Annotated in this window: 22 protein-coding genes; 8 read left to right on the top strand and 14 right to left on the bottom strand. The window is 72.4% G+C overall.

Translation table 11 applies throughout. From position 1 onward, the window contains the following. Positions 1-14 precede the first annotated feature (14 nt). Entirely contained in the window at positions 15-665 is a 651-nt protein-coding gene (locus tag ACZ4VA_RS22965; RefSeq protein WP_355795627.1) for a TetR/AcrR family transcriptional regulator, read from the bottom strand. Between the two features lie 39 nt (positions 666-704). Here ACZ4VA_RS22965 and ACZ4VA_RS22960 point away from each other — a divergent pair, with 39 nt between their 5' ends. Next, complete coding sequence (locus ACZ4VA_RS22960) at positions 705-2,168, top strand: FAD-dependent monooxygenase (RefSeq protein WP_468082440.1); 1,464 nt, start codon at positions 705-707, stop codon at positions 2,166-2,168. Positions 2,169-2,186: 18 nt separating this feature from the next. Here ACZ4VA_RS22960 and leuE read toward each other — a convergent pair whose 3' ends face one another. Further along, complete coding sequence (gene leuE / locus ACZ4VA_RS22955) at positions 2,187-2,843, bottom strand: leucine efflux protein LeuE (protein WP_355782527.1); 657 nt, start codon at positions 2,841-2,843, stop codon at positions 2,187-2,189. Positions 2,844-2,903: 60 nt separating this feature from the next. Then, positions 2,904-4,484 carry an acyl-CoA mutase large subunit family protein gene (locus ACZ4VA_RS22950; RefSeq protein ID WP_355782530.1) on the bottom strand — a complete coding sequence of 527 codons (1,581 nt, stop codon included), beginning with the start codon at positions 4,482-4,484 and terminating at the stop codon, positions 2,904-2,906. Positions 4,485-4,757: 273 nt separating this feature from the next. Between ACZ4VA_RS22950 and ACZ4VA_RS22945 the strand changes: the two genes are divergently transcribed. Continuing rightward, a complete protein-coding gene (locus tag ACZ4VA_RS22945) occupies positions 4,758-5,609 on the top strand; it encodes a L,D-transpeptidase family protein (RefSeq protein ID WP_389391250.1) in 852 nt (283 codons plus the stop codon). Between the two features lie 252 nt (positions 5,610-5,861). Here ACZ4VA_RS22945 and ACZ4VA_RS22940 read toward each other — a convergent pair whose 3' ends face one another. The 6 genes from ACZ4VA_RS22940 to ACZ4VA_RS22915 all read right to left on the bottom strand — a co-directional run bounded on the left by ACZ4VA_RS22940 (position 5,862) and on the right by ACZ4VA_RS22915 (position 12,473). Next, complete coding sequence (locus tag ACZ4VA_RS22940; protein ID WP_468082439.1) at positions 5,862-6,968, bottom strand: extensin; 1,107 nt, start codon at positions 6,966-6,968, stop codon at positions 5,862-5,864. After that, positions 6,968-7,630, bottom strand: a complete 663-nt coding sequence (locus tag ACZ4VA_RS22935) for an RNA polymerase sigma factor (protein WP_355795791.1) — start codon at positions 7,628-7,630, stop codon at positions 6,968-6,970. Before ACZ4VA_RS22935 ends, ACZ4VA_RS22940 begins: the two co-directional genes overlap by 1 nt. 574 nt (positions 7,631-8,204) lie before the next feature. Further along, positions 8,205-9,614: an AAA family ATPase gene (locus ACZ4VA_RS22930; RefSeq protein ID WP_468082448.1), complete on the bottom strand. Its 1,410-nt coding sequence runs from the start codon at positions 9,612-9,614 to the stop codon at positions 8,205-8,207. Between the two features lie 762 nt (positions 9,615-10,376). Further along, positions 10,377-11,180 (bottom strand): hypothetical protein, encoded by an 804-nt coding sequence (locus ACZ4VA_RS22925; RefSeq protein ID WP_468082438.1) that lies wholly within the window; start codon positions 11,178-11,180, stop codon positions 10,377-10,379. A gap of 51 nt (positions 11,181-11,231) precedes the next feature. Next, positions 11,232-11,849 carry an RNA polymerase sigma factor gene (locus ACZ4VA_RS22920; RefSeq protein WP_355790531.1) on the bottom strand — a complete coding sequence of 206 codons (618 nt, stop codon included), beginning with the start codon at positions 11,847-11,849 and terminating at the stop codon, positions 11,232-11,234. A gap of 171 nt (positions 11,850-12,020) precedes the next feature. Further along, positions 12,021-12,473, bottom strand: a complete 453-nt coding sequence (locus tag ACZ4VA_RS22915) for a hypothetical protein (protein WP_388904313.1) — start codon at positions 12,471-12,473, stop codon at positions 12,021-12,023. A gap of 349 nt (positions 12,474-12,822) precedes the next feature. Here ACZ4VA_RS22915 and ACZ4VA_RS22910 point away from each other — a divergent pair, with 349 nt between their 5' ends. Next, complete coding sequence (locus tag ACZ4VA_RS22910) at positions 12,823-15,489, top strand: FG-GAP-like repeat-containing protein (protein ID WP_468082437.1); 2,667 nt, start codon at positions 12,823-12,825, stop codon at positions 15,487-15,489. A gap of 51 nt (positions 15,490-15,540) precedes the next feature. Here the strand turns inward: ACZ4VA_RS22910 and ACZ4VA_RS22905 are convergent, their stop codons facing one another. The 4 genes from ACZ4VA_RS22905 to ACZ4VA_RS22890 form a co-directional block, all read right to left on the bottom strand. Beyond that, the gene (locus ACZ4VA_RS22905; protein ID WP_355794672.1) at positions 15,541-15,927 is read right to left on the bottom strand and encodes a hypothetical protein; all 387 of its coding nucleotides are present in this window, start codon (positions 15,925-15,927) and stop codon (positions 15,541-15,543) included. A gap of 131 nt (positions 15,928-16,058) precedes the next feature. After that, positions 16,059-16,622: a hypothetical protein gene (locus tag ACZ4VA_RS22900; RefSeq protein WP_355794670.1), complete on the bottom strand. Its 564-nt coding sequence runs from the start codon at positions 16,620-16,622 to the stop codon at positions 16,059-16,061. Between the two features lie 269 nt (positions 16,623-16,891). Beyond that, entirely contained in the window at positions 16,892-17,809 is a 918-nt protein-coding gene (locus ACZ4VA_RS22895) for a DUF4328 domain-containing protein (protein ID WP_389391223.1), read from the bottom strand. Positions 17,810-17,923: 114 nt separating this feature from the next. Beyond that, the gene (locus tag ACZ4VA_RS22890) at positions 17,924-19,588 is read right to left on the bottom strand and encodes a family 20 glycosylhydrolase (RefSeq protein WP_468082436.1); all 1,665 of its coding nucleotides are present in this window, start codon (positions 19,586-19,588) and stop codon (positions 17,924-17,926) included. Positions 19,589-19,913: 325 nt separating this feature from the next. Between ACZ4VA_RS22890 and ACZ4VA_RS22885 the strand changes: the two genes are divergently transcribed. The 5 genes from ACZ4VA_RS22885 to ACZ4VA_RS22865 all read left to right on the top strand — a co-directional run bounded on the left by ACZ4VA_RS22885 (position 19,914) and on the right by ACZ4VA_RS22865 (position 24,077). Further along, a complete protein-coding gene (locus tag ACZ4VA_RS22885; protein WP_389391249.1) occupies positions 19,914-20,510 on the top strand; it encodes a 2-oxo-4-hydroxy-4-carboxy-5-ureidoimidazoline decarboxylase in 597 nt (198 codons plus the stop codon). A 148-nt stretch (positions 20,511-20,658) separates the two neighbouring features. After that, positions 20,659-21,039, top strand: a complete 381-nt coding sequence (gene sdhC, locus ACZ4VA_RS22880) for a succinate dehydrogenase, cytochrome b556 subunit (RefSeq protein ID WP_121405616.1) — start codon at positions 20,659-20,661, stop codon at positions 21,037-21,039. Between the two features lie 5 nt (positions 21,040-21,044). Then, the gene (locus ACZ4VA_RS22875; protein ID WP_355788557.1) at positions 21,045-21,524 is read left to right on the top strand and encodes a succinate dehydrogenase hydrophobic membrane anchor subunit; all 480 of its coding nucleotides are present in this window, start codon (positions 21,045-21,047) and stop codon (positions 21,522-21,524) included. Positions 21,525-21,543: 19 nt separating this feature from the next. Further along, entirely contained in the window at positions 21,544-23,298 is a 1,755-nt protein-coding gene (gene sdhA, locus ACZ4VA_RS22870; protein WP_355788560.1) for a succinate dehydrogenase flavoprotein subunit, read from the top strand. Further along, entirely contained in the window at positions 23,298-24,077 is a 780-nt protein-coding gene (locus tag ACZ4VA_RS22865) for a succinate dehydrogenase iron-sulfur subunit (RefSeq protein ID WP_355788563.1), read from the top strand. Before sdhA ends, ACZ4VA_RS22865 begins: the two co-directional genes overlap by 1 nt. A gap of 82 nt (positions 24,078-24,159) precedes the next feature. On the opposite strand, the gene ACZ4VA_RS22860 is transcribed toward ACZ4VA_RS22865, so the two are convergent. Further along, positions 24,160-26,565, bottom strand: coding sequence for a DUF4132 domain-containing protein (locus tag ACZ4VA_RS22860; protein ID WP_468082447.1), 2,406 nt, complete (start codon positions 26,563-26,565; stop codon positions 24,160-24,162). Positions 26,566-26,621: the final 56 nt, after the last annotated feature.

Here is a 26,621-nt window from a genome sequence, read left to right as displayed (position 1 = left end):
ATGCCCGCGCCGGCTCAGGCGATCCCGTAGCGGGCCTCGATGCCCGCGATCAGCAGGCGCAGTCCCTCCTCGAAGCCCTGCTCGTAGTCCTGGAAGATCACGGGGCCCGCGGCGGCGGCGAGCGGGTAGTCGGCCAGGCGCGCGGCGCGTTCCGCCAGGTCGAAGCCCTCGCCGGACTGACCGGGCGGCGGCTGCATGCCCTGTTCCTCGATGACGAAGCCGATGGTGAACAGGTACGTCGTCGACGTGGCGCGGGCCGCCTGGGCGAGCGTGAAGCCCGCGCCGGTGAAGACGCGGAGCTGCTCCTCCATCCGCGCCGCGTGGTCGATGCCGGTGAAGCGGGAGCCGCTGAAGACCTTGGCGCCGTCGCGGTAGCCGAGCAGCGCCGCGCGCAGGCCCCGGTTGGCGCCCAGGAGCCGCTCCTGCCAGGTGGCGTCGGCGGGCACGTCCGCGTCCGCCACCATGCGGCGGTACATCTCCGTCGCCATCTCGTCGAGCAGCGCCTGCTTGTTCTTGAAGTGCCAGTACAGGGCGGGTGCCTGGACGTCCAGCTCCTTGGCGATGGCGCGCAGGGTGAGCCCGTCGAGACCCACGTCGTCGAGCAGCCGCAGGGCGGTGCCGGCGACCAGCCGCTTGTCCAGCTTGGGGGCCTTCTTCGAAGTCACGGTTGACAGTTTAACGCCGTTAAGTGCATGCTGCGGCACATGGAACTTAACAGCGTTAAGGACATGTCCGCGGACGTCGTGGAGACGGACGTGCTGATCGTCGGCGCCGGTCCCACCGGCCTCGCCCTGGGCGTCGACCTGGCCAGGCGCGGAGTGCGCGCCCTGCTCGTGGAACGCGCCGACGCGCTCTTCCCCGGGTCGCGTGGCAAGGGTCTCCAGCCGCGCACCCTGGAGGTCATGGACGACCTCGGGGTCCTGGACGAGATCCTTGCGGCGGGCGGCCACTACCCGGTGGGCATGATCTGGCGGGACGGCGTGCGCCAGGGCGAGCACCGGATGTTCGACGAGCCCACGCCGACGGAGGCGGAGCCGTACCTGTGGGCCTGGATGCTGCCCCAGTGGCGGACCCAGCAGATCCTGCACACCCGGCTGCGGAAGCTGGGCGGGGACGTGGCCTTCGGCCGCGAACTCACCGCTCTCGTGCAGGACGCCCAGGGCGTCACCGCCTCGTTCACCGCCGGACCCGCGGTCCGCGCCCGCTACGCCGTCGCCGCCGACGGCGGCCGGTCCGCCGTACGGCGCTCGCTCGGCATCGGCATGCGGGGCGAGACCGTGGACCCGCAGCCGACCCTGGTCGCCGACGTCCGCATCACCGGCCTGGACCGCGACAACTGGCACATGTTCCCGCCCGCGGACGGCGGAGGCTTCCTGGCGCTCTGCCCGCTGGCCGGCACGGAGGACTTCCAGGTCACCGCCCAGTTCCCGCCGGGCGTGACGCCCGACCTGTCGCTGGAGGGCCTGCGCGAGGTCGTCGCCGAACGCTCCCATCTGTCGCCCGACGCCGTGACCGAGGTGCGCTGGGCCTCGGCCTTCCAGCCCCGGACCGCGCTGGCGGAACGCTTCCGCGAGGGGCGCGTCTTCCTGGCGGGCGACGCCGCCCACCTCCACTCCCCGGCCGGCGGGCAGGGCCTCAACACCAGCGTCCAGGACGCCTACAACCTGGGCTGGAAGCTCGCCGCGGTGCTCACCGGCGGAGCGGGCGACGCGCTCCTCGACTCCTACGAGGACGAGCGCAGGCCCGTCGCCGCGAGCGTGCTCGGGCTGTCCACCCAGGTCCACCGCGGAGAGGTCAGGCGCGGCGCCGCGACCATGCAACTGGGCCTGGGCTACCGGGACTCGGCGCTCACCGAGGAGACCAGGACCGCTCTCGCCGAGGACGCCCTGCACGCCGGGGACCGCGCCCCGGACGGACGGCGCGGCGGCGTGCGGCTCTTCGACGAGTTCCGCGGCCCGCACTGGACCCTGCTGGCGGTGGGCACGGACGCCGGCCTGCCGTCGTTCGACGGGGTCGCGCCGCGCACGGTCCGCATCCCCGCCTACGAGGCGTACGGCACGGGCGTGTTCCTGGTCCGCCCGGACGGCTACGTGGGCTGGGCCGGCGACTCGGCACAGGGCGCGGCCGGTTACCTCGCCCGGGTCACGGGGAGCGCCGGACGCCGCTGAGCACGCGCCCGGCGGTGCCTAGACGGAGCTGGCCAGCGACAGCTTGACCGCGAAGCCGAGGAACAGCGCGCCGGCCGCCGAGGTCGCCCCCGCCGACAGGGCCTTGCGCCTGCGGAAGGCGGCCGCCAGCTTCGTACCGCCGAAGATCAGGGCGGTGAGGTAGAGGAAGCTCGCGAGCTGGGCGAAGGTGCCCAGCACGACGAAGGAGAGCGCCGGGTAGGCGTACCCGGGGTCCACGAACTGCACGAAGAAGGCGACGAAGAACAGGATCGCCTTGGGGTTGAAGAGGCTCACCACGAGCGCCCGCCGGAACGGCCGCTCCCCGGCGACCGGCACGGGCTCGGCGCTCCGGACCTCCGCCCGCTCCCGCCGGGTCCGCCACAGGCTCCACGCGGCCCGCAGCATGCCCACCGCGAGCCACGTCAGGTAACCCGCTCCCGCGTACTTCACGATCCCGAACAGCACGTCGTTCGCCTGGAGCAGCGAGGCGACGCCCGCCGCGGACAGCGTCATCAGCACGGCGTCGCCGCACCAGACACCGGCGGCGGCGCGATAGCCGCTGCGCACGCCTCGGCGGGCGGCCACCGAGAGGACGTAGAGCGAGTTCGGACCCGGGAGCAGCACGATCAGGACGAGGCCCGCGAGGTAGGTGGGGAGGTCGATGACGCCAAGCATGAGCGGAGTGTCGCACAGGGGTACGACACTCCGCTCGGGGCCTTCACACGGCGGGACGGGTCAGAACGCGTCCGTCGGCACGTACGTCCCCCAGACCTCCCGGAGGGCGTTGCACACCTCGCCGACCGTCGCCCGGGCGCGCAGCGCGTCCTTCATCGGGTACAGCACGTTGTCCGTGCCCTCGGCCGCCTTCTTCAGGTCGGCGAGCGCCGCGTCGACGACCACCTGGTCGCGCTCGGCGCGGAGCCGGGCGAGCCGCTCCGCCTGCTGGGCCTCGATGGCGGGGTCGACGCGCAGCGGCTCGTACGGCTCCTCCTCGTCGAGCTGGTAGCGGTTGACGCCGACGACCACGCGCTCGCCGGAGTCCGTCTCCTGGGCGATGCGGTAGGCGGAGCGCTCGATCTCGCCCTTCTGGAAGCCGTTCTCGATCGCGTTGACCGCGCCGCCCATGTCCTCGACCTTCGCCATCAGCTCGACGGCGGCGGCCTCCACGTCGTCCGTCATCTTCTCCACCACGTACGAGCCGGCGAAGGGGTCGACGGTGGCGGTGACGTCGGTCTCGTAGGCGAGCACCTGCTGGGTGCGCAGGGCCAGGCGCGCGCTCTTGTCCGTGGGCAGCGCGATGGCCTCGTCGAAGGAGTTGGTGTGCAGCGACTGCGTGCCGCCGAGCACCGCGCCGAGGCCCTGGACGGCGACGCGGACCAGGTTCACCTCGGGCTGCTGCGCCGTCAGCTGCACGCCCGCCGTCTGCGTGTGGAAGCGCAGCATCAGCGACTTGGGGTTCTTGGCGCCGAACTCCTCGCGCATCACCCGGGCCCAGATGCGGCGGGCGGCGCGGAACTTGGCGACCTCCTCCAGGATCGTCGTGCGGGCGACGAAGAAGAAGGACAGGCGCGGGGCGAAGTCGTCGACGTCCATGCCGGCGGCGACGGCCGTGCGCACGTACTCGATGCCGTCGGCGAGCGTGAAGGCGATCTCCTGGGCGGGAGAGGCACCGGCCTCGGCCATGTGGTAGCCGGAGATCGAGATGGTGTTCCACTTCGGGATCTCGGCCCGGCAGTACTTGAAGATGTCCGCGATCAGCCGCAGGGACGGCTTCGGCGGGAAGATGTACGTGCCGCGGGCGATGTACTCCTTCAGCACGTCGTTCTGGATCGTGCCGGTGAGCTGGTCCGCGGGGACGCCCTGCTCCTCGCCGACGAGCTGGTACATGAGCAGCAGCAGCGCGGCGGGTGCGTTGATCGTCATCGACGTCGAGACCTTGTCCAGCGGGATGCCGCCGAACAGGATGCGCATGTCGTCGATCGAGTCGATGGCCACGCCGACCTTGCCGACCTCGCCGGAGGCGATCGGCGCGTCGGAGTCGTGGCCCATCTGGGTGGGCAGGTCGAAGGCGACGGACAGGCCCATGGTGCCGTTCGCGATCAGCTGCTTGTAGCGGGCGTTGGACTCCACGGCGGTGCCGAAGCCGGCGTACTGGCGCATCGTCCACGGGCGGCCGGTGTACATCGAGGGGTACACGCCACGTGTGAAGGGGTACTTCCCGGGCTCGCCCAGCTTCTCCGCAGGATCCCAGTCCGCAAGGGAGTCCGGTCCGTAGACCGGCTCGATGGGCAGTCCGGACTCCGACTCGCGCGCCATGGTGTGTGCCTCCGCTTGCTTGGTTACTCGCTAGTACAGACGACCCTTGCGACGGACTGTAGCGGCGGGCGTGCGCGCGGTGGAGAGGCCCACGCTGGGACCTTGCTCACAGACCCGTCCGGTCCCTGTCCGCGGACGCCGGGGCGTCCTGTACCGACTATTGCCGCCGGTACGCCGCCCGGCAATGCCGCCTGGTTCGCAACCGGCCGCACGGGGGGAGCATCTCAGGTGACACAGCCGTGGCGGGCCATCTCCGAGACGACAGGGGCCGGGATGCACAGCAGGGGGATGCGGAGGGGCGTCGCCGTCCTCGTGGCGCTCGCCGCCGTCGCCGGGTGCAAGGCGGCGGCCGACGGGTCCGCGGACGGGAAGCCGCCGCTGGTGCGGATCGACGTCACCGGCACGCCCGACGGCAAGGGCGGCCCGGCGAAGGACACGGGCGGGAAGGACGACGACGGCACGACCGCGCCCGCCCCGGCGGCGCCGGCCCGCACGAAGGTGCTCTGGTCGGCGGGCGACCGGGGCACGGACGTACGCGAGGTGCAGGCCCGCCTGCGCCAGCTCGCCTGGCTGTTCGAGGGGCCCACGGGGACGTACGACACCGCGACGGTCGCCGCGGTCGAGGGCTTCCAGGGCAAGCGCGGGCTGCCGCGTACCGGCGAGACCGACACCGCGACCTGGCGGCGGCTGGAGCGCATGACGCACGAGCCGACCAAGTGGGAGCTGTACGCCTTCGGCGGGCAGCCCGCCGCGAAGCCGGACCCGCGCTGCCTGACCGGCCGGGTGCTGTGCATCAGCAAGACCAGCCGGACCCTGCGCTGGATGATCGACGGGCGCACCGTCTCGACGATGGCCGTGCGCTTCGGCTCGCAGTACACCCCGACCCGCGAGGGGGTGTTCACCGTCTCCTTCAAGTCCCGGCACCACGTGTCGACGCTCTACGACTCGCCGATGCCGTACGCGATGTTCTTCAGCGGGGGCCAGGCGGTGCACTACTCGTACGACTTCGCGGCGCGGGGCTACGCGGGCGGCTCGCACGGCTGCGTCAACGTACGGGACGAGGCGAAGGTCTCGGCGCTGTTCGCGCAGGTCTCCGTGGGCGACAAGGTCGTCGTCTACTGGTGACGGACCGGGCCCGGAGCGAGGAGATGGGGCGCGGGCGGGACCGGGGGAACGTGTCCCGCCCGCGCCTCGGTGCAGCGAGCCGTGGGTACGGGGGGAACCCCGGCTCGATGCGAGGGCCGATGACCAGTCGGCTCACTCAGTACTGCGCCCCGGCGGCCGAAAACGTCACACCCCTGCGGAAAAAAGTTCATGGAAATACGAAACCGCAGGTCAGAGCCCTGCGGTGCATGTACGGCGAGAGGTTCGCGCAGCTCAGGAGGGTGCCGGTACCGGCAGCGCGCTGTAGACCGGCGCCGGGCTCGCGACCGGTGACGGTCCGGACCTGACGGGCTTCACCGGCTCGGGACCCGCGACGGGCGGGGCGAAGGCCGCGGACGTGGGATACCCGGACTCGCCGTTCTCCCGGTGGTGGTTGCCGCCCGGCGCTATGTGATGGCCGTCGTCGTCACCGCCCTTGGCGCCCTTGCCTCCCTTGTCTCCCTTGTCGTCTTTATCGCCTTTATCGGTGTTGTCGCCCTTGCCGCCGTTCTCCTGCCCGGAGCCCCGGCCGGTGCCGGAGCGGCCGTCGGCGTCCCCGAGGACACCGTCGCAGTACTTCTTCACCCGGCCCGAGCCCTGGGCCGCCCCCTCCAGGGCACGCCTGCGGTCCGGGGTGAGCTGCTTGCCCTGGCGCAGGTCGCGGCAGGACGCGAGCAGGCCGCCGCGCTTGTCGTCGGAGCGGCCGGACGTGCCCTTCTCGTCCGGGTCGGGCTGTCCGCTCGCCGCTCCGCCGCCCGCGTCGTCGTGCCGGGAGCCGCCGGACGCGCCCTGCGTGGAGCCGTCCGGCGAGGGGGCGTCCGGTCCGCGGCCGCCGGTGGCGCCGGGCGACGGGGAGAGCAGGGGCTGCCGGGGCGTCGCCCCCGCGGAGACCGAGGCCGCCGGTGCCGGCTCGTGCCCGCCGAACGGCGTGGGCAGCACTCCGTTTTGCGCCGCCATCGCGACTCCGCCGATCATTCCGGCGGCCAGCACGGCGGCCAGACCGAGCCGCGCGGGACGGACCCGGGACGACCGCCGCCCGGCCGACGCGACCCGGCCGAGGCGTACGAGACCGGCGTCCGCGGTGCGGCCACGGCGCTCGCCGGCGGGCAGCGCGGCCTCGTCGTCGGCGCCCGTGCGAGCGGCACGGAAGGCGGCCAACGCGGCGGCTTCTCCGGGGAGTTCGGCGCTGCTCAGCGGGGGTGCGGAGGACAGCGCCCGCAGGGCCCCGGCCAGCCGGTCCGCCTGCTCGCGGGTGTCGGCGTCGACGGTCTCCAGCGGCTCCCCGCGCAGCAGCCGCTCCGCGGCGTCCCGGTCCAGCCACCTGTACTGCTCGTCGGCCATCACATGTCCTTCTGCGTCCGCGCACGCGTATGCGTCACACCGGCGGACGTCACCGCGCGGGGACGCGGCTCTCTTTGTGGGGGTACGGCGCCGAGGGCGCCAGCGGATTCCGCATCCGCGCCGAGCAGCTCCGCGAGCCGCTTCAGACCGCGGTGCGCCGCCGTGCGGACGGCGCCGGGACGCTTGCCGAGCGTCTCGGCCGCGGTCTTGGCGTCGAGCCCGACGACGACCCGCAGCACGACCGCCTCGGCCTGGTCCTGCGGGAGCTGCGCGATGAGGGAGAGGGTGCTGTCGGTGGCCAGGGCCTCGATGGCCTCGCCCGCGGTGTCCGACTCGGCGGCCTTCCCGGTCAGCTCGGTCTCGTCGCCGCCGATCGCGGGACGACGCCCGCGCATGCGTATGTGGTCGAGGGCGCGGTTGCGGGCGATGCGGGCGGCCCAGCCGCGGAACCGGTCGGCGTCCCCGCTGAACCGCTCCAGGTCCCGGGCGATCTGGAGCCAGGCCTCGGAGGTGACGTCCTCCGCGTCCGGGTCGCCGACCAGCGTCCGTACGTACCCGAGCAACCGCGGGTGCACGGCGCGGTACACAGTCCGGAACGCGGTCTCGTCCCCGTCCTGTGCCGCAAGCACCGCGGCGGTCAGCTCCGCGTCGTCCCCCAGCACCGCGCCCCTCTTGCGCCTCGGCCGGCGCCGCTGTCGCGGACCGGGTTCTCGCCGTCGTGGTCCCTCAGTGGATGGTCGCGGTCCGTGGGCCCTTCGTGGATGTGGCTCCGGTCCGCAGTCCGGCGCGAAAGGCACGTTACGGCGTGAAACCGCTCCTCGTCCATGTCCGTAGAACATGCAACTAACTCGTGACGCGGTGGGGTGTGACAGAAAGCGCACCCACGGCGCTGTAGAGAGTACGGGCCGCCGCGCGGCCCGTGCCGCGCGACGGCCGGGGCCTCTCCTGTGGGGGGTGGCGGCCCCGGCCGTTGCCATCGGCAACGGGAGAACGCGGCCCCGACCTGAGCTTTTGCACAGATGCCGCTACGAGCGTGACCAGCAAGCCGGCCACTTCATGTGATCCTTTCCAGCGCCGGGCCCCGACCCGTCACAGACGTCGGCTCTCGCGCCCCCTCGACTCAGCGCTCGCCCAGAAGGCCGACCAGGTGCGCTCCGACAACTGTTGCAAGCAGACCGGCGTCGCGCTGTTCCGCCCATGGCCCGGCTGGTTTCGGCACGATCCCCGGCTGGCGGGTCAACTGCCGTAGAGAGCAGGCAGATCGACCAGGAGGACGTCGTCGCGACGACTCGCCAGATCGACGAGGTCGGGGTAGAAGCCGTGCAAGGAATACAGGGCCAGAGTCGTGGCAGCGGTGTCGTGACCCTGCTCTGCGAGCAGGGCACGGATACGCTCCAGGCGCTCCAGGTCACCGGTCCCCCGGCGGGCGGCGGTTGCCTTGGCTTCGCCCAGCACCGCGATCCTGGCACGGGGAGCCTGCGGGCGCTCGCCTGCGGCCAGGGCAATGACGTCCACCTCGTGCTTGGTCCGGGCGGCCTGGTCGGCGACCTCGGTGGTACCGACCGGCCCGGGCAGCCCGCCCGGGAGCAAGGAGTGCGCGTAACGGCGGGTGAAGTCTCGGGCCAGGTCCTCGAAGTGGGGTCCGAGGATCTTGGAGTTGAAGGTTGGGGCCGCTTGCTCCCAGACCTGCTCGGCAAAGCCCTGCTCCACGGCGGCGGCCTGGGGGAGAGTGATGAGCTGATTGAAGCGGATGACCGGGTCGGCGAGGGTGATGACGGGGTGCTTGGAGCGGAGGATGTCCTGCTCCCGGCGGATGTAGCCGGTGGACTCCAGCACGCCCAGGGGGTGAGCGACGGCATTGCGCGGCCGCTCCAGGGCAGCGCCGATCTTGCTGGGCGTGGTGGCGCCGTTCGCGATCGCGGTGAGAATGTCGTAGTACAGGGTGTGCTGCGTGATCCTGGGGTCCTCGCGCAGCAGATACTCGGTCTCGGTGCGCGAGTACACCGCTCGGCCCGGATCGAGCAGTGTGCGGGTGAGCCACGCGTCGAAGCCGTCGTCCGGATGCGGTCGGCCGGCCACCGGTCGGTAGCCGGGCGCCCCGCCGAGGACCGCGTGCACCTTCAGTGCGGTCAGCGGGTCGACGATCTGCCAGAAGTCCCGGCTGTCGCGGTAGTCGAAGGCGCCCAGTCGTAGATCGACAACTGCCCGGCCCCGCAGCGGCTTGGTTCCCGAGAGCAGTTCGTGCATGACGCTCATCGCGGAGCCGCACAGGATCAATCGCGGCCCCGGCCCAGCACCACGCCGGATGCCGCGCTGCCGTTCGTCGTACAGCTGTTGAAGCAGTCCCGGAATCTCGGGCGAGTGCTGGAGCAGGTAGGGCAACTCGTCAATCACCAGGAGCGAATGCGCCGAGCGGGCCGTCACATCAAGTGCGTTGGACAACACGTCACGCCAGTCGGTCAGACGCAGACTGCCTGGCCTCAGACCGGCGTGCGTGGCGACCGCGTCGCTGAACCGTTGGATCGCGGGCAGCCGCCCCTCTTCGCGGACCGCGGTGACGTACAGACCGCCGACCTGCTCGGACAAGGCCTGCAGCAGGTACGACTTCCCGTGTCGCCGTCGCCCCGACACGATACCGAGCCGCATCGCCGGATCCGGATCGGTGAGGAACTCCGCGAGCAAACCCCACTCCCGGTCACGGTCGATCACGTCGTCCGGCTTGTTCGGCAGGCCTGTCCTCACACGCTCTCCCACACATCGACTGCGACGGTATTCGTCTAACTCTACTTCGACAGATCTGCGTCTAATGGAATTATCCCCCCTCCGACGGTTGGCATCGGCTGCCCCTGACCGCATGTGCCCAGCGTGCGGCCGGCAGCAGTCAGGGGCAGTTGGAAACGCCTGGAAGCGGGCCCGGTCCGACGGACAGCAAGAGCCGGCTCCAGACAGCAATGCGCCTGACCAGAGGCCTTTCATACGCCTGCTGGACCAGGGCGACCCCGGAAGTTGCCATCGACAGCGGGGGAACACGCCCCCGGCCCGCCCGCTCCGGGCACACCGGTCCGGCGTCCACGGACCGCAGCCGCCCGCGAGAAACCGCCCCGGACCACGGCAGCCACTTCGTGAGGCCCCCCGGACCCCGCCCGCTCGGGGCACACCGGTCCGGCGCCCGCGAACCGCAGCCGCTCCGTGAGAAACCGCTCCGGACCCCGGCAGCCACTTCGTGAGGAACCGCCCCGCACCCCGACCGCCCGGGGCACACCGGTCCGGCGGCCACGGACCGCAGCCGCCCGCGAGGAACCGCCGGTCCACGGCCGCTCCGTGAAGAACCGCCCCGGACCCCGGCGGCCGCTTCGGAGCCAGCGCTCGTTCCCGTCCCGCTCCGCGCGCCCCAAGGGCGGACACGGCCTACTCCGACCTGCCGTTGCCCTTCGACGCCCCCGGCGCGGCCGGGACCGTCCTGGTCGGCTCGGTGGGCCGCGTCGGGTCCGCCGGCCGCGTCGGACGGGTCGCCTCGGCCGAGGGGATCGGGCGGCCGCTCCCGGCGCCCTTGCCGGGCTTGCCGGCGCGCGCACTCGCCGAGGCCGGCCGCCCGGCGCAGTACGCCTCGACCCTCTCCGCGCCGCCGGCCTCGGCGATCAGGCGCCGCCAGGCCGTCGAGCCGAGGGACTTGCCCCGGCCGCCGACGGCCTCGTACGCGCGGCAGTGCGCCTCCGTGTCCGCGGCGGCCGGGGGACGGCTTGACGGGCTCGTGCCACCGGGCGCCCCGGTGGCGCCGGGCTGTACGCCGGAGTGGTCCGCGGGGGCGCTGGAGGGGCGGGTCCGGTCCCGGTCCTCGTCTCCGCCGGGCGACAGGCCCCCGGAACCGATGGCCGCCACCGCGACACCGCCCAGCGCGAGACCGGCGAACAGCGCGGCGAGCGCGGCCCGCAGCGAGCGTCTCCCCCGCCGCTGCTCCCACGTCCGCCAGTCGTCCCGCCGCCGGGCCGGCGCGCCGTGCGCCCCCTGCTCGCGGGCGGCCAGGAACGCGGCGACGGCGCTCTTCTCCCCGCGCGGATCGACCGGGTGGTCGCGCACGGCGGTGAGCAGGGCCTCGACGAGGGACTCGGCGTCCGCACCGGCCGAAGGGGACGTCCCGGCGCCCGGCCGCGCGGCGACCGGAGGTACGGCCCGGCCGGCGGGATGCCTCCCGTCGCTCTGCCGTTCACCCATGTCCGCTTCCATCCCCGGCCGTCGTCTTCCTGCCGCTCGTCTTCCTGGCGCTCATCCCGACTCCCCCAGCGTCCTGGGGCCCTCATGCGTCACACCCCGGGCGCCGAGCTCCCGGGCGAGCCGCTTGAGGCCCCGGTGGGCCGCGGTGCGCACCGCGCCGGGCCGCTTGCCGAGCACGCGGGCGGCGGCGGGACCGTCGAGACCGACCACCACGCGCAGGAGGACCGCCTCGGCCTGGTCGCGCGGCAGCCCGGCGACCAGTTCCAAGGCGTACTCGGTGGAGAGGGACTCCAGCGCCTGGTCGTGCGTGCTGTGGGTGCCGGGCAGCTCCAGCAGGTCCTGTTCCAGGGCGGTCGCCCTGGGCCGCACCCGCTGCCGGCGCAAGTGGTCCAGCGCCCGGTGCCGGGCGATCGTCGCCGTCCAGCCGCGGAAGCCCGCCCCGTCCCCCCGGAAGCGCCCGAGGTCCCGGGCGATCTCCAGCCAGGCGTCGGACGCCACGTCCTCCGCGTCGTCCCCGACGAGCCCGCGCAGATATCCGAGCAGCCCGGGCTGCACGATCCGGTACGCGACCGCGAACGCGGCCTCGTCCCCCTCCTGGGCACGCCCGACGGCCACGCCCAGCTCCCCGTCGTACGCCTGCACGCGGCGGGGCTCCCCTCCCTGGCCCAACACTGTCCTCGTTCGCACCGAGTCGTCACGGATCCGCACCGCGTGCCACGGCCGACCGTGTCCACGCCCCCCACGGTCATCAGCGTCAGGTCTCACATAAATGTCACAGCCCGTCAGAAGCCCCTTCACGTCCGCGACACCCAAGCCGTCCCCGTTCTCACGGCAGTCGCCCTACGCGGACCGCCTGTCACAGCCCGCGGGCCGCGCCGCCCGGCCGTGCACCTGGAGATACAGCGTGCGCACGGACTCCGCCGCGCCCACCTCGAAGCGTTTGACGACCTTGCCGAGCGGGTTCCAGACCCGTCCGTCGGGCATCCGCACCCCGACCGGCTGCCCGAACAACTCCCGCTGCGCGGCGTCGAACTCGACCCACACGCCGCCGGCCCGCCGCACGAACACCTCACCGGTGTAGACGCCGAGGCCGAACAGCACGTCGTGCACGCGTGCCCGCTCGGACCCGCCCTTGCGGACCCCGTCCACGATGAAGTCGACCACCCGCAGGCTGTCCACGGAGTAGTCCAGGGGCAGCCGGTTGCGCGCCGTGGCCCGCCGCACGAACTCCGCCGCCTGCCACCGCATCCGGGCGTCGACCTCGCCCCGCTTCGCCACGAGCCCCCCTCGCATCCCGCACGTGTCCCGCGCGTCTTCCGCACGTCTCTGGCACACCCAGCGGATCGGAGCCGCGGAACGTCACTCTCCGGACTGCTGTGCGAGGCACCGTCAGAACCGTTTCCGGGCCGATGGGAAGCCCGCACGGGCAAGAGTGATGTAGCGCACACCTTCCGGCGGTGATGTGCACCCGCCCCGGTGAGCTGAAATGGAGGGTCACCTGTGTGATGGGTGATCTTTATGTGAAGTTCATCTAGGGGTGGGGCATTTGAGTCGCCGTAAGACCCATGCGTACAAGCCGTTGAGCCTGAAGCGGAGGACATGGCTGACGCTCGGGGCCGTCGTACTGGGTGGGGCGGGTGTCGTGACGTACGCCGTCGCGAATCCCAGCGACGGCCCGGCCGACGCCGCGCGCGGCAAGCGGCCCGTGACGGTGCACGGACTCGCGCTGAAGAGCGGCGCGGCGGGCGCGCGGGAGCTGCCGAGGACCGGCACCGACGCCTTCTCGCTGGTCGGTGTCTCGTGGACCGGCGCGAAGACCGAGCTGGACGGGACCGCCCAGGTGCGCACCCGCAGCAGCGCGACCGGACGGTGGACCGGCTGGCAGAGCCTCGACGTCGCCTTCCGGCCCGTCGACGGCGCCGAGCCGGGCGCGCAGGAGGCCCGCGGCGTCTCGCGGCCGCTGTGGGTCGGCCCGAGCGACGGTGTGCAGGCCCGGATCCTCGCCGCCGACGGCTCCACCGGCGCGGAGCTGCCCAAGGGACTCCAGGTCAACCTGGTCGACCCGGGCATGACCGCCGCCGAGGCCAGGACCGCGGGGGCGGGGACCGGCACCGGGGCCGACCTGGCCGACGGCACCGTCGACAGCGGCAGCCTGAGCAACGCGGCCTTCGTCGACAGCCCGACCGACCCCACCGACCCGGCCTCGCCCACCGACTCCGCGTCGCCGACGGACTCCGCGGACCCGTCCGACCCCGCGAGCCCGCCCGCGTCGGCCACCGAGTCCGAGTCGGCGCCGGAGTCCGCCTCCGCGTCGCCGAGCGCGACCCCGTCGCCCGCTCCCTCCCCGCGACCCTCGACCGTCGTCCAGCCGGTCGTCGTCCCGCGCTCCGCGTGGGGCGCGAACGAGTCGACGGTGGCGGACGCGCCGGAGTACGCCGACGAGATCGACGCCGTCTTCGTCCACCACACCGGCGGCACGAACGACTACAGCTGCGCCCAGTCGGCGTCCCTGGTACGCGGTCTCATGGCGTACGACATCCAGGTCGGCAAGCGCAACGACCTCGGCTACAACTTCCTGGTCGACAAGTGCGGCCGGATCTTCGAGGGCCGCGCGGGCGGCATCGACCTGTCGGTGCGCGGCGAGCACACGTACGGCTTCAACGGCGCCTCGATGGGCGTCGCCGTCCTCGGTGACTTCGAGGGCGACGCGACCAGCACCCCGGTCAGGGCAGCGGGCAAGCCGTCGCGGGCCGCGGTGGAGGCGGTGGCGCGTCTCGCCGCCTGGAAGCTCGGCCAGTACGGCGGCGACCCGAGCGGCTCGGTCACCCTGACCGCCGACGCCGACACCGGCAAGTACGCCGAGGGCACGCAGGTCACGCTCAAGACCATCGCCGGGTACAAGGACGTCGAGACGACCACCTCGCCCGGCAAGAACCTGTACGCCAAGCTCACCGAGATCCGCCGCTACGCCTCCAGCCCGGGCCGGAACTCCGCGGCCCCGACCGCCGACTACACCGGCGACGGCGTCAGCGACCTGGTCGCCCCCACGGCCAAGGAGGGCAGCGGCTGGCTCACGCTGGTGCCCGGCGGGACCGGCGGTCCCGTCTCCGCCGCGAAGCTCAAGCTCAACCAGGGCAGCGCCGGTGTCCCCGGCGCCGCCGAGTCCGGCGACCAGTGGGGCGCGGCCACCGCCTGGGGCGACATCAACGGTGACGGGGTCGCGGACCTCGCGATCGGCGCGCCCGGCGAGGACGACACCACGCACGCGGACCGCGGCGCGGTGACGATCCTGTACGGCCCCACGTTCGACACCGGCGCCGACACGATGGCGCTGGGCGACGACTACAACCCGAACGGCGCGCGGTTCGGGGCGACCGTCGCGGTCGGCGACTTCAACGCCGACGGCAAGGCGGACGTCTTCACGGCGGCCACCGGCACCGGCGGCAACTGGGCGGCCCGCTTCGGCGACGGCCACGAGGTCGCCGGCGACATCACCACCGTCACCGGCGCCCTGGCCTACGCGGACGCCGCGTCCGGCGACTTCAACCGGGACGGCTACGCGGACGTCGCCCTCAACTACCGGGACGCGTCCGGGGCCGGCAAGGTGACCTGGTTCAAGGGCTCCAAGACGCTCGGCCTGTCGAAGGTGTCGACGCTCACCGTCAAGGGCGGCCGGTCCATCGCCGCGGGCGACGTGAACGGCAACGGCTACGACGACATCGTGGTCGGCCAGCCGTACACGGGCGAGTCCGGCGGCAACTCCGGCGGCCAGATCACGATGGTCCCCGGCACGTCGACCGGCTTCACCACGACCGGCCTGACGGCGGTCCACCAGTCCACCACCGGTGTGGAGGGCGCCTCCGAGTCGGGCGACGCCTTCGGCACCTCGGTCTCGGTGGGCGACTTCAACGCCGACGGCTACGCGGACGTCCTCACCGGCGCCCCGAACGAGGACATCACCCGGGACACCAAGAACCGCTCCAACGCGGGCTCGGTGTGGCTGCTCAAGGGCACCTCCACGGGCGTCACCGGCGACGGCTCGGTGGCGCTCTCGCAGGACACGGAGGGCGTCCCCGGCTCCACGGAGACGGACGACAAGCTCGGCTCGGCGCTCTCGCTGACCGACGTCACGGGTGACGGCTACGCCGACCTCACCATCGGCGCGGAGGGTGAGGACGCCGGCAACGGCACCCTGCTGTACGTGCCGGTCCCCGGCGGTGCCGCCGCGCCGGCCAAGTCCGCGTACTACGGGGTCACCCAGCTGGGCACGGCGACGGCCGCACGCCTGGGCCAGGTGCTCACGCCGTAAGGCGGCACCGCCCGCGTCCGACAGCGCGGCCGTGACCCCGGTGAGCAGGGGTCACGGCCGCGCTGTCGCGTCCCGGCACAGCAGCCGCAGCGAGCCCTCGCCCGCGTAGCTGCGCCGGGCCTCGTCGATGGGGTCCCACAGCTTCCCGTCGGGCGTGCGGACCCAGTGGTCGCCGCCCGTCTCCCACCACTCGGCGCCGGTCTGCCGCACGACGACCTCACCGGCGTACGCGCCGAATCCGCGCAGCACGCTCTCCACGGCGGCGTACGGCGCCCCGTCCCGGCGAATCTCCTCGATCATCCGGTCGACGCGCCAGAGGCTCTGCGCCGAGTAGTCGAGCCGCAGCCGCGCACCTTCGCGCATCGCCGCGACAGCGTCCGCCGCCCAACGCACGGGCTTCGTTGCGGACGAGGGCCTGGTTGCTTGCTGTGCAGTCACACTCCCAAGAGCGCGCCCGGAGCGGGAATCGTCACTGCCGACGCGCGGTGGCGGCGACACCGGCGCAGGATCGCCGCACCGCCCCCACGTCCGCCCCGGGACGGTCACAGGACTCTCGCGGGAGCCGGGTTTCACACCCGTCCGCGGGCTCGCCGCGACACCACGGCGCGCAGCACGCGCCGCCCCTCCGTCGACACGTCCAGGGCGAGCCGCAGACCGCCGGCGCCGTGGTCCGCGAGGAGTTCCAGGACGGTGACCTGGCGCCGCAGTTCGGCCGCGACGAGCGGTGACATGCCGTCGGTGCGGCCCTCCCGGCGGGCGGTCACCGAGGACGTGCCGTCGTCGCCCACGTCCAGCAGCCGGTGGATCTGCAGGGCCGCCACCGAGCACGCGTCGGCCCAGGCGCGCACGGCCGGCCCGGTGGGCGGCGCGGGCACGGCGTCGAGCATGCGGCGGGCGAGCAGGGCGGCCTCGTCCTCGTCGGTGAGCGCCGGTTCCGGGACGCCGCGGTCCAGCTTCGCGCGGGCCTGCTCCAGCCGGTCCTGCCACGCCTCGCCGTCCACGAGACTCGCCCACAGCGGGCGCAGGATCTCGTCGTCACCGCCCAGCAGCGGCACGCAGCGATCCAAACAAGCCAGCCCACTCGCCGCCAGGCCACGGTCGTCGGCCTGCGCGACCAGTTCCACCAGGCTCATCAACGCCTCCCTCGAAATCCCAAGAAGTCCCTCGACAGGGCGTCCTTTTCTTACGGAGCCCGCACTTCCCCTTACTGCGTGCAACGGGCCCGGAGTGTCACAGGAGCACCACTCCGAGCGGGTCGAGTAACCGGAACAGGGCGTTTTCGGCCATCGGACGGTCCCCCCCCCCGGTGTTGGTTCGGCTTGCGCCGAATAGACCACACCCGAACGCCCGTCCGCCAGAGATACGGACGATCCGCGCGAACCGGGGTCCGGCGGCCATCCCCTCAGAAGCCGGCGGGGAGCGCCCCCTCGTGCGCCTTCCGGTCCTGCATACGCGTCAGCCGCAGGACGACCAGCACCGCGAACACCGCGGCCACCAGCTGGACCACGTCGGTGAACATCATGGTCTCGACCAGCACCTGAGCGTCGGCGGCGGCCGTCCCGGCCACCTCCCGGTAGTCGAGGCGCCCGAGCCGGTCGACCGTCAGGCTGATCACCCAGCACGCCCACCACCAGTTGACGAGCCCGCGCCGGCCCGGGACGCCCGACGGGCGGCTCGCGTCCCAGATCTCCATCATGATCCGGCGCGGGAACCACAGGTTCACCAGCGGCACGAACCAGCTCCAGAAGGTCCAGCCGCGCGCCATCGTGTGCCCGTGCGGGTCGAACACCTCGGCGTTGTCCCGCGCCCGCCGGAACCAGACGAGGAAGACGACGGCCGTGGCGGTCAGGAGGGCGGTCTGAACCGTCCCCGCCAGGTCGTACAGCGCTTCCGCGCGGTCGGCGGCCTCCAGGAGGCCGGGGTCCGCCACACCGGCGGCGCCGCGGCCGACGACGTCGCGCACGGCGTACTCCGCTCCGAGCGCGAAGAGGTCGGCGGCGGCCACGAGGCCGAGCAGTACGGCCGTCGCCTGACCGAGGCCGACCGGTGAGCGCAGCAGGAGCGGCCCCTGCGGCGAGTGCAGGGGCCTGACCCCCGGCGGCCTGGGGGCGGGCCGCGCGACGGACGGGCCGTCCGGGACCACGGGCGGCGGCGTCACGGGCGGTCCGGCCGCCGTCCCGGGTGCCGGGACCGTGGCCGCGCCGACCGCCGCGAGCGGCTCGGCCGGTGCGCTCACCTCGGCCGGTGCGGTCGCCGCGCAGTCGTGGCAGAGGGTCTCGCCGGGCGGCGCGGCGGCGCGGCGGCAGTGCGAGCAGGGCATGACGGAGTGGTCCCCCCGGGGGCGCGGTGACGAGGAAGCCGGGCGCGACCTCTCCCCAGGACCCGCTCCGGCACGCGGACGTTACGGTCCGCCCGCGCCCGGCGTCCAGAGCGATCAGCGCAGCCGGTTCGCCAGCTTCTGGAAGTCCGGCCAGGACAGCGGCGGTTTGTCCGGGTCCCACAGCTTCTGGACCGTGGCCGCCAGCGGCATGCGGATCCCGGCGGCCACCTGCTCCTGCGTCTGCGACTGCGAGAGGTCGCACCAGACCGCGAAGCTCCCGCCGAGGATCTGGCCGTCGTACTTGGCGGGCACCGGCGCGCTGCCGCGCAGGACGAGCGGGGTCCACTGCTCGTAGATGCGCTGCCCGGTCGGGTAGACGAAGGTCTGCGGCTCGCCGAGCACGTAGTAGAGGTACTCGTCGTTGTAGTTGATCACCTTGCGGCCGGCGCTCAGGTACTCGACGGGCTGCCGCGCGCCGATCTCCTTGCCGGTCCAGTACGCGACCTGGATGTCGTCGTCCGCCTGGACCTTGCCCCCGTCGAAGAAGCCGTCGTTCCACGCCCGCGCGGTCCGCTCGTGCCCGCGCACCACGTCGGCGCGGTCGTTGAGCCAGCCGGTCGCCAGGTCGGCGATGCCCGCGCCGGAGCCGAAGGAGTTCACGGCCGCGGTGGCCAGCTGGGGGAAGGAGGCCGCCGGGTTCGACACGGTCAGCGCCTGGTACTCGTCGGCGCCGACGTGCCAGTACGGGCCGGGGAAGAGTTCGGCGTACTCGTTCAGCAGGTCGTCGAGCAGGTCCGCTGACGCCTGCTTGGAGATGTCGATCGCGCCGCGGGTGGGCACGCCCTGTGTGTTGCGCAGCTGGAGGTCGGGGTGGGCGGCGAGCACCGCGCCGAGGTGGCCGGGCGAGTCGATCTCGGGGACGACGGTGATGTGCCGGCTCGCCGCGAGCTTCAGGATGCGGCGGACCTCGGCCTTGGTGAGGTGCTCCTTGGAGACGATCTCCGGGTGGGTGTCCGACTCGATGCGGAAACCCTGGTCGTCGGAGAAGTGCAGCCCCAGCTGGTTGAACTTGAGGTCGCCCAGCTCGCGTATCCGGTCCTCGATCCAGGCGGCCGTGAAGTGCTTGCGGGCCGTGTCGAGCATCAGCCCGCGCTGCGGCTTGGCCGGCTGGTCGCGGACGACGCCCTCGGCCGCCGTGCCGCCGCCGTGCACCTCCTGCTTGAGGGTGCGCGTGCCGTAGAAGACGCCCGCCTGGCCGGGGGCCGCGATGGTGACCCGCCGGTTCTTGACCGTCAGGGTGTACGACTCCGGGTTCGCGCCCCCGTCGTCCGCGCCGTTCAGGGTCAGCCGGACGTCGCCGTCCCTCGCCTCGGTCTCCCCCGCGTACGACAGCTTCAGCTCACCGGCGAGCAGCCGTCCCTCGTCCTCCAGTCCGGCGTCGTCCACCACGACACGCCCGCCCGTCGCGGGACGCCAGCCGGGGCCGCGGGCCGGGGTGTGCTCGCGGACGGCGGGAATCGTGCGGGGTGTCGTCGACAGGGCGTAGGAGCGCGAGGGGGTGGGGGAGGCCGGGGCCCTCGACGCCACCGAACCGCGCTCCGTGGGGGCCGCCGCCCCGGCGGGCCCGCCGTCGCCGGACGGCCAGAACGCGAAGGTCGCCGCGGTGGCGCCGGCCACCAGCACGCCCGCGGCGGCCAGCACGCCGTTCCTGCCGACCGGCCGCCGCCGCGCCCGGCCGGGCGCCCGCCGCCTGCCCCGGCTCACCGCGTCACGCCCCACGCCTCGGCCACCACGGTCCACTCCACGTCACCCACAGCCTCTTACGCCTTCCTGGTGCAGCACCCGTACGGCTCTCTCGTACACCTCCTGTTACTCCTCCACGGTGAACCCAAGCCAACGTCTCCGCCTCCCCACCGTCCACCGGATGTATCGAAACTCTCTCGTGCGGGTGAATTCCCGGCATTCTTCGAACAGGTCCTGATCGGGATCGATAGCGTGGCGGCACATCTGTCACACCTTTCCCTGCCGACCCGCACGTGCCGTCCCCCGGGCGTCACCGTCCCATCGCCGAGGACCCACGCTGCCTTCGCACCGTCTCCCCCACCTGCCCGGCCAGGTCGCCCTGCCCGAGCAGAAGGGTGCCTCCCGGTCCCCGGCCCGCCTGGAGCCGTTCAACGCGGCACCGGCCGACGCCGTCGAGCAGACGCTGCTCAGCTGCCTGCGCAGCCCGCGCTGGGCCCGGCGCCTGTCCGAGCACCGGCCCTACCCCGACCTGGGCGCACTGCTCGCCGCGGCCGACGAGGCGGCGTACGACCTGACCGCCGCCGACCTCGCCGAGGCGCTGGCGGGCGAGTCGCTGACGGTCCTGCCCGAGGGTGCCTACTCCGCCGCCCACACCGCCCTCCGCGCCGCGCACGCCGCGTACGAGAGCCGTTTCGGGCATGTCTTCGTGATCTGCCTGGACGACTTCGCCCCCGACGAGGCCCTCGACCAGGTACTGGCCGGAATCCGCTCCCGGCTCGGCAACGACCCGGAGGAGGAGCGGGTCCTGGCGGCCGAGGAACTCAGGCGACTCGCCCGTGGCCGGATTGCGCGTCTTGTCCACACGTTCGAAGGCCCCGACGATCCGGGCGCCCCAGGCGCCGCACGCCCGGAATCGGCGGATTCGGGCCGACCTGATAGCCCGTACGTGCCTGTTTGATTGCCTGTTTGATCACACAGACGGGCCCGCTGTAAGCGTTCCGACAACTCGTCGCTACGATGGCCGGGGCCGGTGGACCGTACCCGGCCGGGCCCGTCCGACACAGAAGCCGGCGCGGCCCCAATCCCCGCTCCCGGAGGGTTCTTCCGTGCCGGCTGGAACGCTGTACCGCGGCCGGGAAGGAATGTGGTCCTGGGTGGCTCATCGAGTCACCGGCGTCCTCATCTTCTTCTTCCTGTTCGTACACGTCCTGGACACCGCTCTCGTCCGTGTCTCCCCCGAGGACTACGACAAGGTCGTGTCCACGTACAAGACCCCGATCGTCGCGCTGCTGGAGTACGGCCTCGTGGCCGCCATCCTCTTCCACGCGCTGAACGGCCTGCGTGTCATCGCCGTCGACTTCTGGTCGAAGGGCCCGCGCTACCAGAAGCAGATGCTCTGGTCCGTCGTCGGTATCTGGGTCGTGCTGATGGCCGGGGCGCTGTACCCGGTCCTCGGTCACGCATTCCGCGAAGTATTCGGGAGCTGACGCCGATGTCCACTGAGACCACCACCTCCGGTATCGGCCCCGTCGAGGGCGCCTCGCTGTACAGCGTCGACAACCCGGCGCCCCTCATCGAGGCCCCGCGCAAGCGGACCCAGAAGACCCCGAAGTCGACCCGTGGCAACTTCGAGATGTACGGCTGGCTCTTCATGCGCCTGTCCGGCATCGTCCTGGTCGTCCTGGTCATCGGCCACCTGCTCATCCAGCTCGTCCTCGACGGCGGCGTGTCCAAGATCGGTTTCGCCTTCGTGGCCGGCCGCTGGGCGTCCCCGTGGTGGCAGGCCTGGGACCTGGCCATGCTGTGGCTCGCCATGCTGCACGGCGCCAACGGCCTGCGCACGGTCATCAACGACTACGCCGAGCGCACGACGTCCCGGCTGTGGCTCAAGGGCCTGCTCTACACCGCCACGGTGTTCACCATCCTGCTGGGCACGCTGGTGATCTTCACCTTCGACCCGAACATCCGCTAGGCACGGGGCTGCGAGAATCATGAAGATCCACAAGTACGACACCGTCATCGTCGGCGCCGGCGGCGCCGGCATGCGCGCCGCCATCGAGGCGACGAAGCGCAGCCGCACCGCCGTCCTGACGAAGCTCTACCCGACCCGCTCCCACACGGGCGCCGCGCAGGGCGGCATGGCCGCCGCGCTGGCCAACGTGGAGGAGGACAACTGGGAGTGGCACACCTTCGACACGGTCAAGGGCGGTGACTACCTGGTCGACCAGGACGCCGCCGAGATCCTGGCGAAGGAGGCCATCGACTCCGTCCTCGACCTGGAGAAGATGGGCCTGCCGTTCAACCGCACCCCGGACGGCACCATCGACCAGCGCCGCTTCGGCGGTCACTCCCGCAACCACGGCGAGGCCCCGGTCCGCCGGTCCTGCTACGCCGCGGACCGCACCGGCCACATGATCCTCCAGACGCTGTACCAGAACTGCGTCAAGGAGGGCGTGGAGTTCTTCAACGAGTTCTACGTCCTGGACCAGCTGATCACCGAGGTCGACGGCGTCAAGGTCTCCGCGGGCGTCGTGGCCTACGAACTGGCGACCGGCGAGATCCACGTCTTCCAGGCGAAGGCCGTGATCTACGCGTCCGGCGGCACCGGCAAGTTCTTCAAGGTGACGTCCAACGCGCACACCCTGACCGGTGACGGCCAGGCCGCCGTGTACCGGCGCGGGCTGCCGCTGGAGGACATGGAGTTCTTCCAGTTCCACCCGACCGGCATCTGGCGCATGGGCATCCTGCTGACGGAGGGCGCCCGCGGTGAGGGCGGCATCCTCCGCAACAAGGACGGCGAGCGCTTCATGGAGAAGTACGCGCCGGTCATGAAGGACCTCGCGTCCCGTGACGTCGTCTCGCGCTCCATCTACACGGAGATCCGTGAGGGCCGTGGCTGCGGTCCCGAGGGCGACCACGTCTACCTCGACCTCACGCACCTCCCGCCGGAGCAGCTCGACGCGAAGCTGCCGGACATCACCGAGTTCGCGCGGACCTACCTCGGCATCGAGCCCTACACGGACCCGATCCCGATCCAGCCCACCGCGCACTACGCCATGGGCGGCATCCCGACCAACGTCCAGGGTGAGGTCCTCGCGGACAACACCACGGTCGTCCCGGGCCTGTACGCCGCCGGCGAGGTCGCCTGCGTCTCGGTGCACGGCGCCAACCGCCTGGGCACCAACTCGCTGCTCGACATCAACGTGTTCGGCAAGCGGGCCGGTATCGCCGCCGCCGAGTACTCGGCCAGGGCCGAGTACGTCGAGCTGCCCGAGGACCCGGCCTCGCTGGTCGTCTCCCAGGTGGAGCGGCTGCGCAGCTCCACGGGCACCGAGCGGGTCTCCGACATCCGCCGGGAACTCCAGGAGTGCATGGACGCCAACGTGATGGTGTTCCGCACCGAGCAGACGATCAAGACGGCGGTCGAGAAGATCGCGGAGCTGCGCGAGCGCTACCGCAACGTCTCGATCCAGGACAAGGGCAAGCGGTACAACACGGACCTGCTGGAGGCCGTCGAGCTGGGCAACCTGCTCGACCTGGCCGAGGTCATGGCCGTCTCCGCGCTCGCCCGCAAGGAGTCGCGCGGCGGTCACTACCGCGAGGACTACCCGAGCCGCGACGACGTCAACTTCATGCGCCACACCATGGCGTACCGCGAGGTCGGCGACGACGGCACCGAGTCCATCCGTCTCGACTACAAGCCGGTCGTCCAGACCCGCTACCAGCCGATGGAGCGTAAGTACTGATGGCTACCCCGACCCTCGACAAGGCGGACAGCGCCGGCAAGCCCGAGGCGGGCTTCGCCGATTCCCCCTACATCACCGCCACCTTCCGGATCCGCCGGTACAACCCGGAGATCTCGGCCGAGGCGACCTGGGAAGACTTCCAGCTGGAGATCGACCCGAAGGAGCGTGTCCTCGACGCCCTCCACAAGATCAAGTGGGACCTCGACGGCACGCTGACGTTCCGCCGGTCCTGCGCGCACGGCATCTGCGGCTCGGACGCCATGCGGATCAACGGCAAGAACCGTCTCGCCTGCAAGACGCTGATCAAGGACATCAACCCCGAGAAGCCGATCACGGTCGAGGCCATCAAGGGCCTGACGGTGCTCAAGGACCTCGTGGTCGACATGGACCCGTTCTTCCAGGCGTACCGCGACGTGATGCCCTTCCTCATCACGAAGGAGACGAACGAGCCCACGCGCGAGCGTCTGCAGTCGGCCGAGGACCGCGAGCGGTTCGACGACACGACCAAGTGCATCCTGTGCGCCGCGTGCACGTCCTCGTGCCCGGTGTTCTGGAACGACGGCCAGTACTTCGGTCCGGCCGCCATCGTGAACGCGCACCGCTTCATCTTCGACTCGCGTGACGACGCGGGCGAGCAGCGCCTGGAGATCCTCAACGACAAGGACGGTGTGTGGCGCTGCCGCACGACGTTCAACTGCACGGACGCCTGCCCGCGCGGTATCGAGGTCACCAAGGCGATCCAGGAAGTCAAGCGCGCGCTGATCACGCGCCGCATCTGACCTCCCGGCCGAGCCCGGTCCGAGGCCCCGTTCCCTTCCCGGGAGCGGGGCCTTCGGCGTTCGGGGGCGTGCGGGGGCCCGGCTACAGCTGGCTCAGGATCGTCGGGTCGGTGATCTTCAGGTCGTCCGCCAGCAGCATCGCCTTGCTCAGCACGACGGCCAGCGTCCGGTCGCCCTCGAAGGGCAGGTAGCCGGAGCCGCCGGTGCCCGCCTTCGGGACGATGCACAGGTACTGGTCGTTCGGGCTGCGCAGGATGTTGCCCGAGCCGAGGTGGATCTTGTACTGGTGGCGGTCGCCCGCGACGTGCAGGAAGCGGCCCTCCAGACGGCAGCGGTCCGCGATCGCCAGCCGGGGTATCAGGCGTTCGAGGAGCGCCCGGCGGGTCTCGGCGCTCTGGTTCAGCTCGCCGAAGCCGTACGAGGTCCAGTACTCGCGGAAGCGGCCGCCGGGGCCGCCGTCCTGCCAGGTCGGGTCGTTGCCGACACTGGCGACACCGACGAACAGGTCGACGTCGCGCAGCACCTCGGAGAGCACCAGGGGCGGGATGTCGGTGAGCGGCAGCGGTTCCACGGGCTCCTCGCCGTCGCGCAGCCACATGCGGTACTCGCCGCCGCCGCAGTGCGCCGAGTTCTCCGGGGCGCCGATCGGGTAGAAGCGCACCTGGTCGGTGCGCAGCCGCAGATAGCTGCCCGACTCGGTGGTGTCGACGCCGTACTCCTCGCCCTCGCCCTCGATCCAGTACTCGGCGCGCAGTCCCCACTGGGGCAGCTCCCGGGTGGCGGGCGGCGCCTCGTCGTCCACGCACAGCCGCAGTTTGTCGCGCCAGCCGCGGACGGCGGCGAGGGAGTGGAACTGGTGCTGGCGCAGGACGTGCGCGGCGAACCGGTTCGAGTACGTGCCCGTGGCGCGCTCGGCGTCGGTGAGCAGGTACACCTCGCGGTGCGCCTGCTTGAAGGGCTGGGTGACCGCGTGGCGCTCCAGCCAGTCCCGCCAGGCGACGACCTCGGCGGGATCGCGGTCCACGGGGTGCCACAGCTCGACGCGCTCGCCTGTGGTGACCGGGGTGTCGGTCAGCGTGCGCAGCTCGCCGTCGGCGAATCCGACGGGGGTGCCGTCGACGGTCCAGATGAGCCGGCGGGCGAGCGTGCCGACGAGGGGGTGGTCCAGGTAGCGCTCGCGCCAGGGGCCGTAGGTCCAGGTGCGGCGGGCGAGGAACTGCCGGTCGAGGCGCTCGCTCTGCGCCGACAGCATCTTGTCGATGTCCTTGACCGCGGCCTTCAGCTCCTTGAACTCGTCGGCGTGGTCGCGCCGGACGGCGGCCGGGACGGTCTTCACCGGGGTGCCCGCGGCGTTGCGCCAGCTCAGCAGGGCCCGGGTGCCCCGCACACCGATCACCGCGGTGGCCTCGCCGAGGCGCAGCTCGGCGCCGCCGACCTCGGTGAGCCCGTACGCCGGGACGGCCAGCTCCTCGATCTCCTCACGGGGCAGTCCGAGCGCGGTGGCACGCGCCTCCAGGGCGCCGTCGATCAGCTTGGCGGTGTTCTTGTACGTCACCCTCGTGGCGAGCCGGGCCAGTTCGGCGAGGGCGGCCTCGCTGTCGACGCGGGCCAGGGCGACGACGCCGGCGTTCGCGACCTTGGGGTTGCGGGGGCCGAGGCCGGCGACCTTCCTCAGGGAGGTCTCGACGAGGGTGCCGAGCGTGCGTGCCGTCTCGGGGTGCGGGGGCAGCAGGGAGAGCAGCCAGGCGAGTCCCCGCAGGGCGTTGGCGTTGTACGGGTCGTAGGCGCTGTTGACGTCGGGCCCGTACGGCCCGTTGTCCAGCGGGAAGGTCCGGGGGCGGCCGACGAGCGCCAGCCAGGGCAGCACGGCGGCGCGCACGCGGTCCGCGCCGAGGGCGTCGACCAGCGCGCGGGCCCGCTTGTCCCACTTGGCTGTGGGCTTGGAGGCGGTGGCGGTCGCGGCGTGGGCGAGGAGGGCGTGCCAGGGCCCGTCCGGGCCGTCGTCGTGCCGCATCGCGTGTTCGGCCCATTCCTCGCCGACGTTGAGGACGGGCTCGGTGAGCCGTCCGGCCAGTTCGGTGAGGCCGGGCGCGCGGTAGGCCTCCAGGGCGGAGCGACGGTAGACGGCGACGACCGCCGGGGGCAGTGCGCGGCCCGCGGCCAGCTCGGCCTCGGCGAGGACGTCGAGGCGGGAGCCGTACCAGACCGAGTGCTGTCCGCCGATGCGCTCCAGTTCCTTGAGCCGCTCCGTGGCGAGGGGGTCGCCGGGCAGGTCCTGGGCGACGACGTCGATCAGGGTGAGCAGGTTGCGGCGGGCGTCCGAGTCCTCGCCGAGCGAGTGGTACCGCTCGGCCAGGGCGCCGGCGAGGCGGACGCGGTCCTCCCGGGGCAGGTCCCGCAGGGCGTCGGTGATCTCGGTCCAGAGCCCGCCCCAGTGCCCCTTGGCGGCGACGGCGGCTTTCAGCGCCTCGTCGGCCAGCTTCCCCATGTTCCCGTCGGCGGCGTGCGCGCGGACGCGCTCCGCGTACGTGTTCGTCCGCACGG

The organism is Streptomyces sp. NPDC028308 (assembly GCF_055565855.1).
Note: the sequence above shows the minus strand (reverse complement) of the source record. Positions and strands in the feature narration are given on the sequence as shown.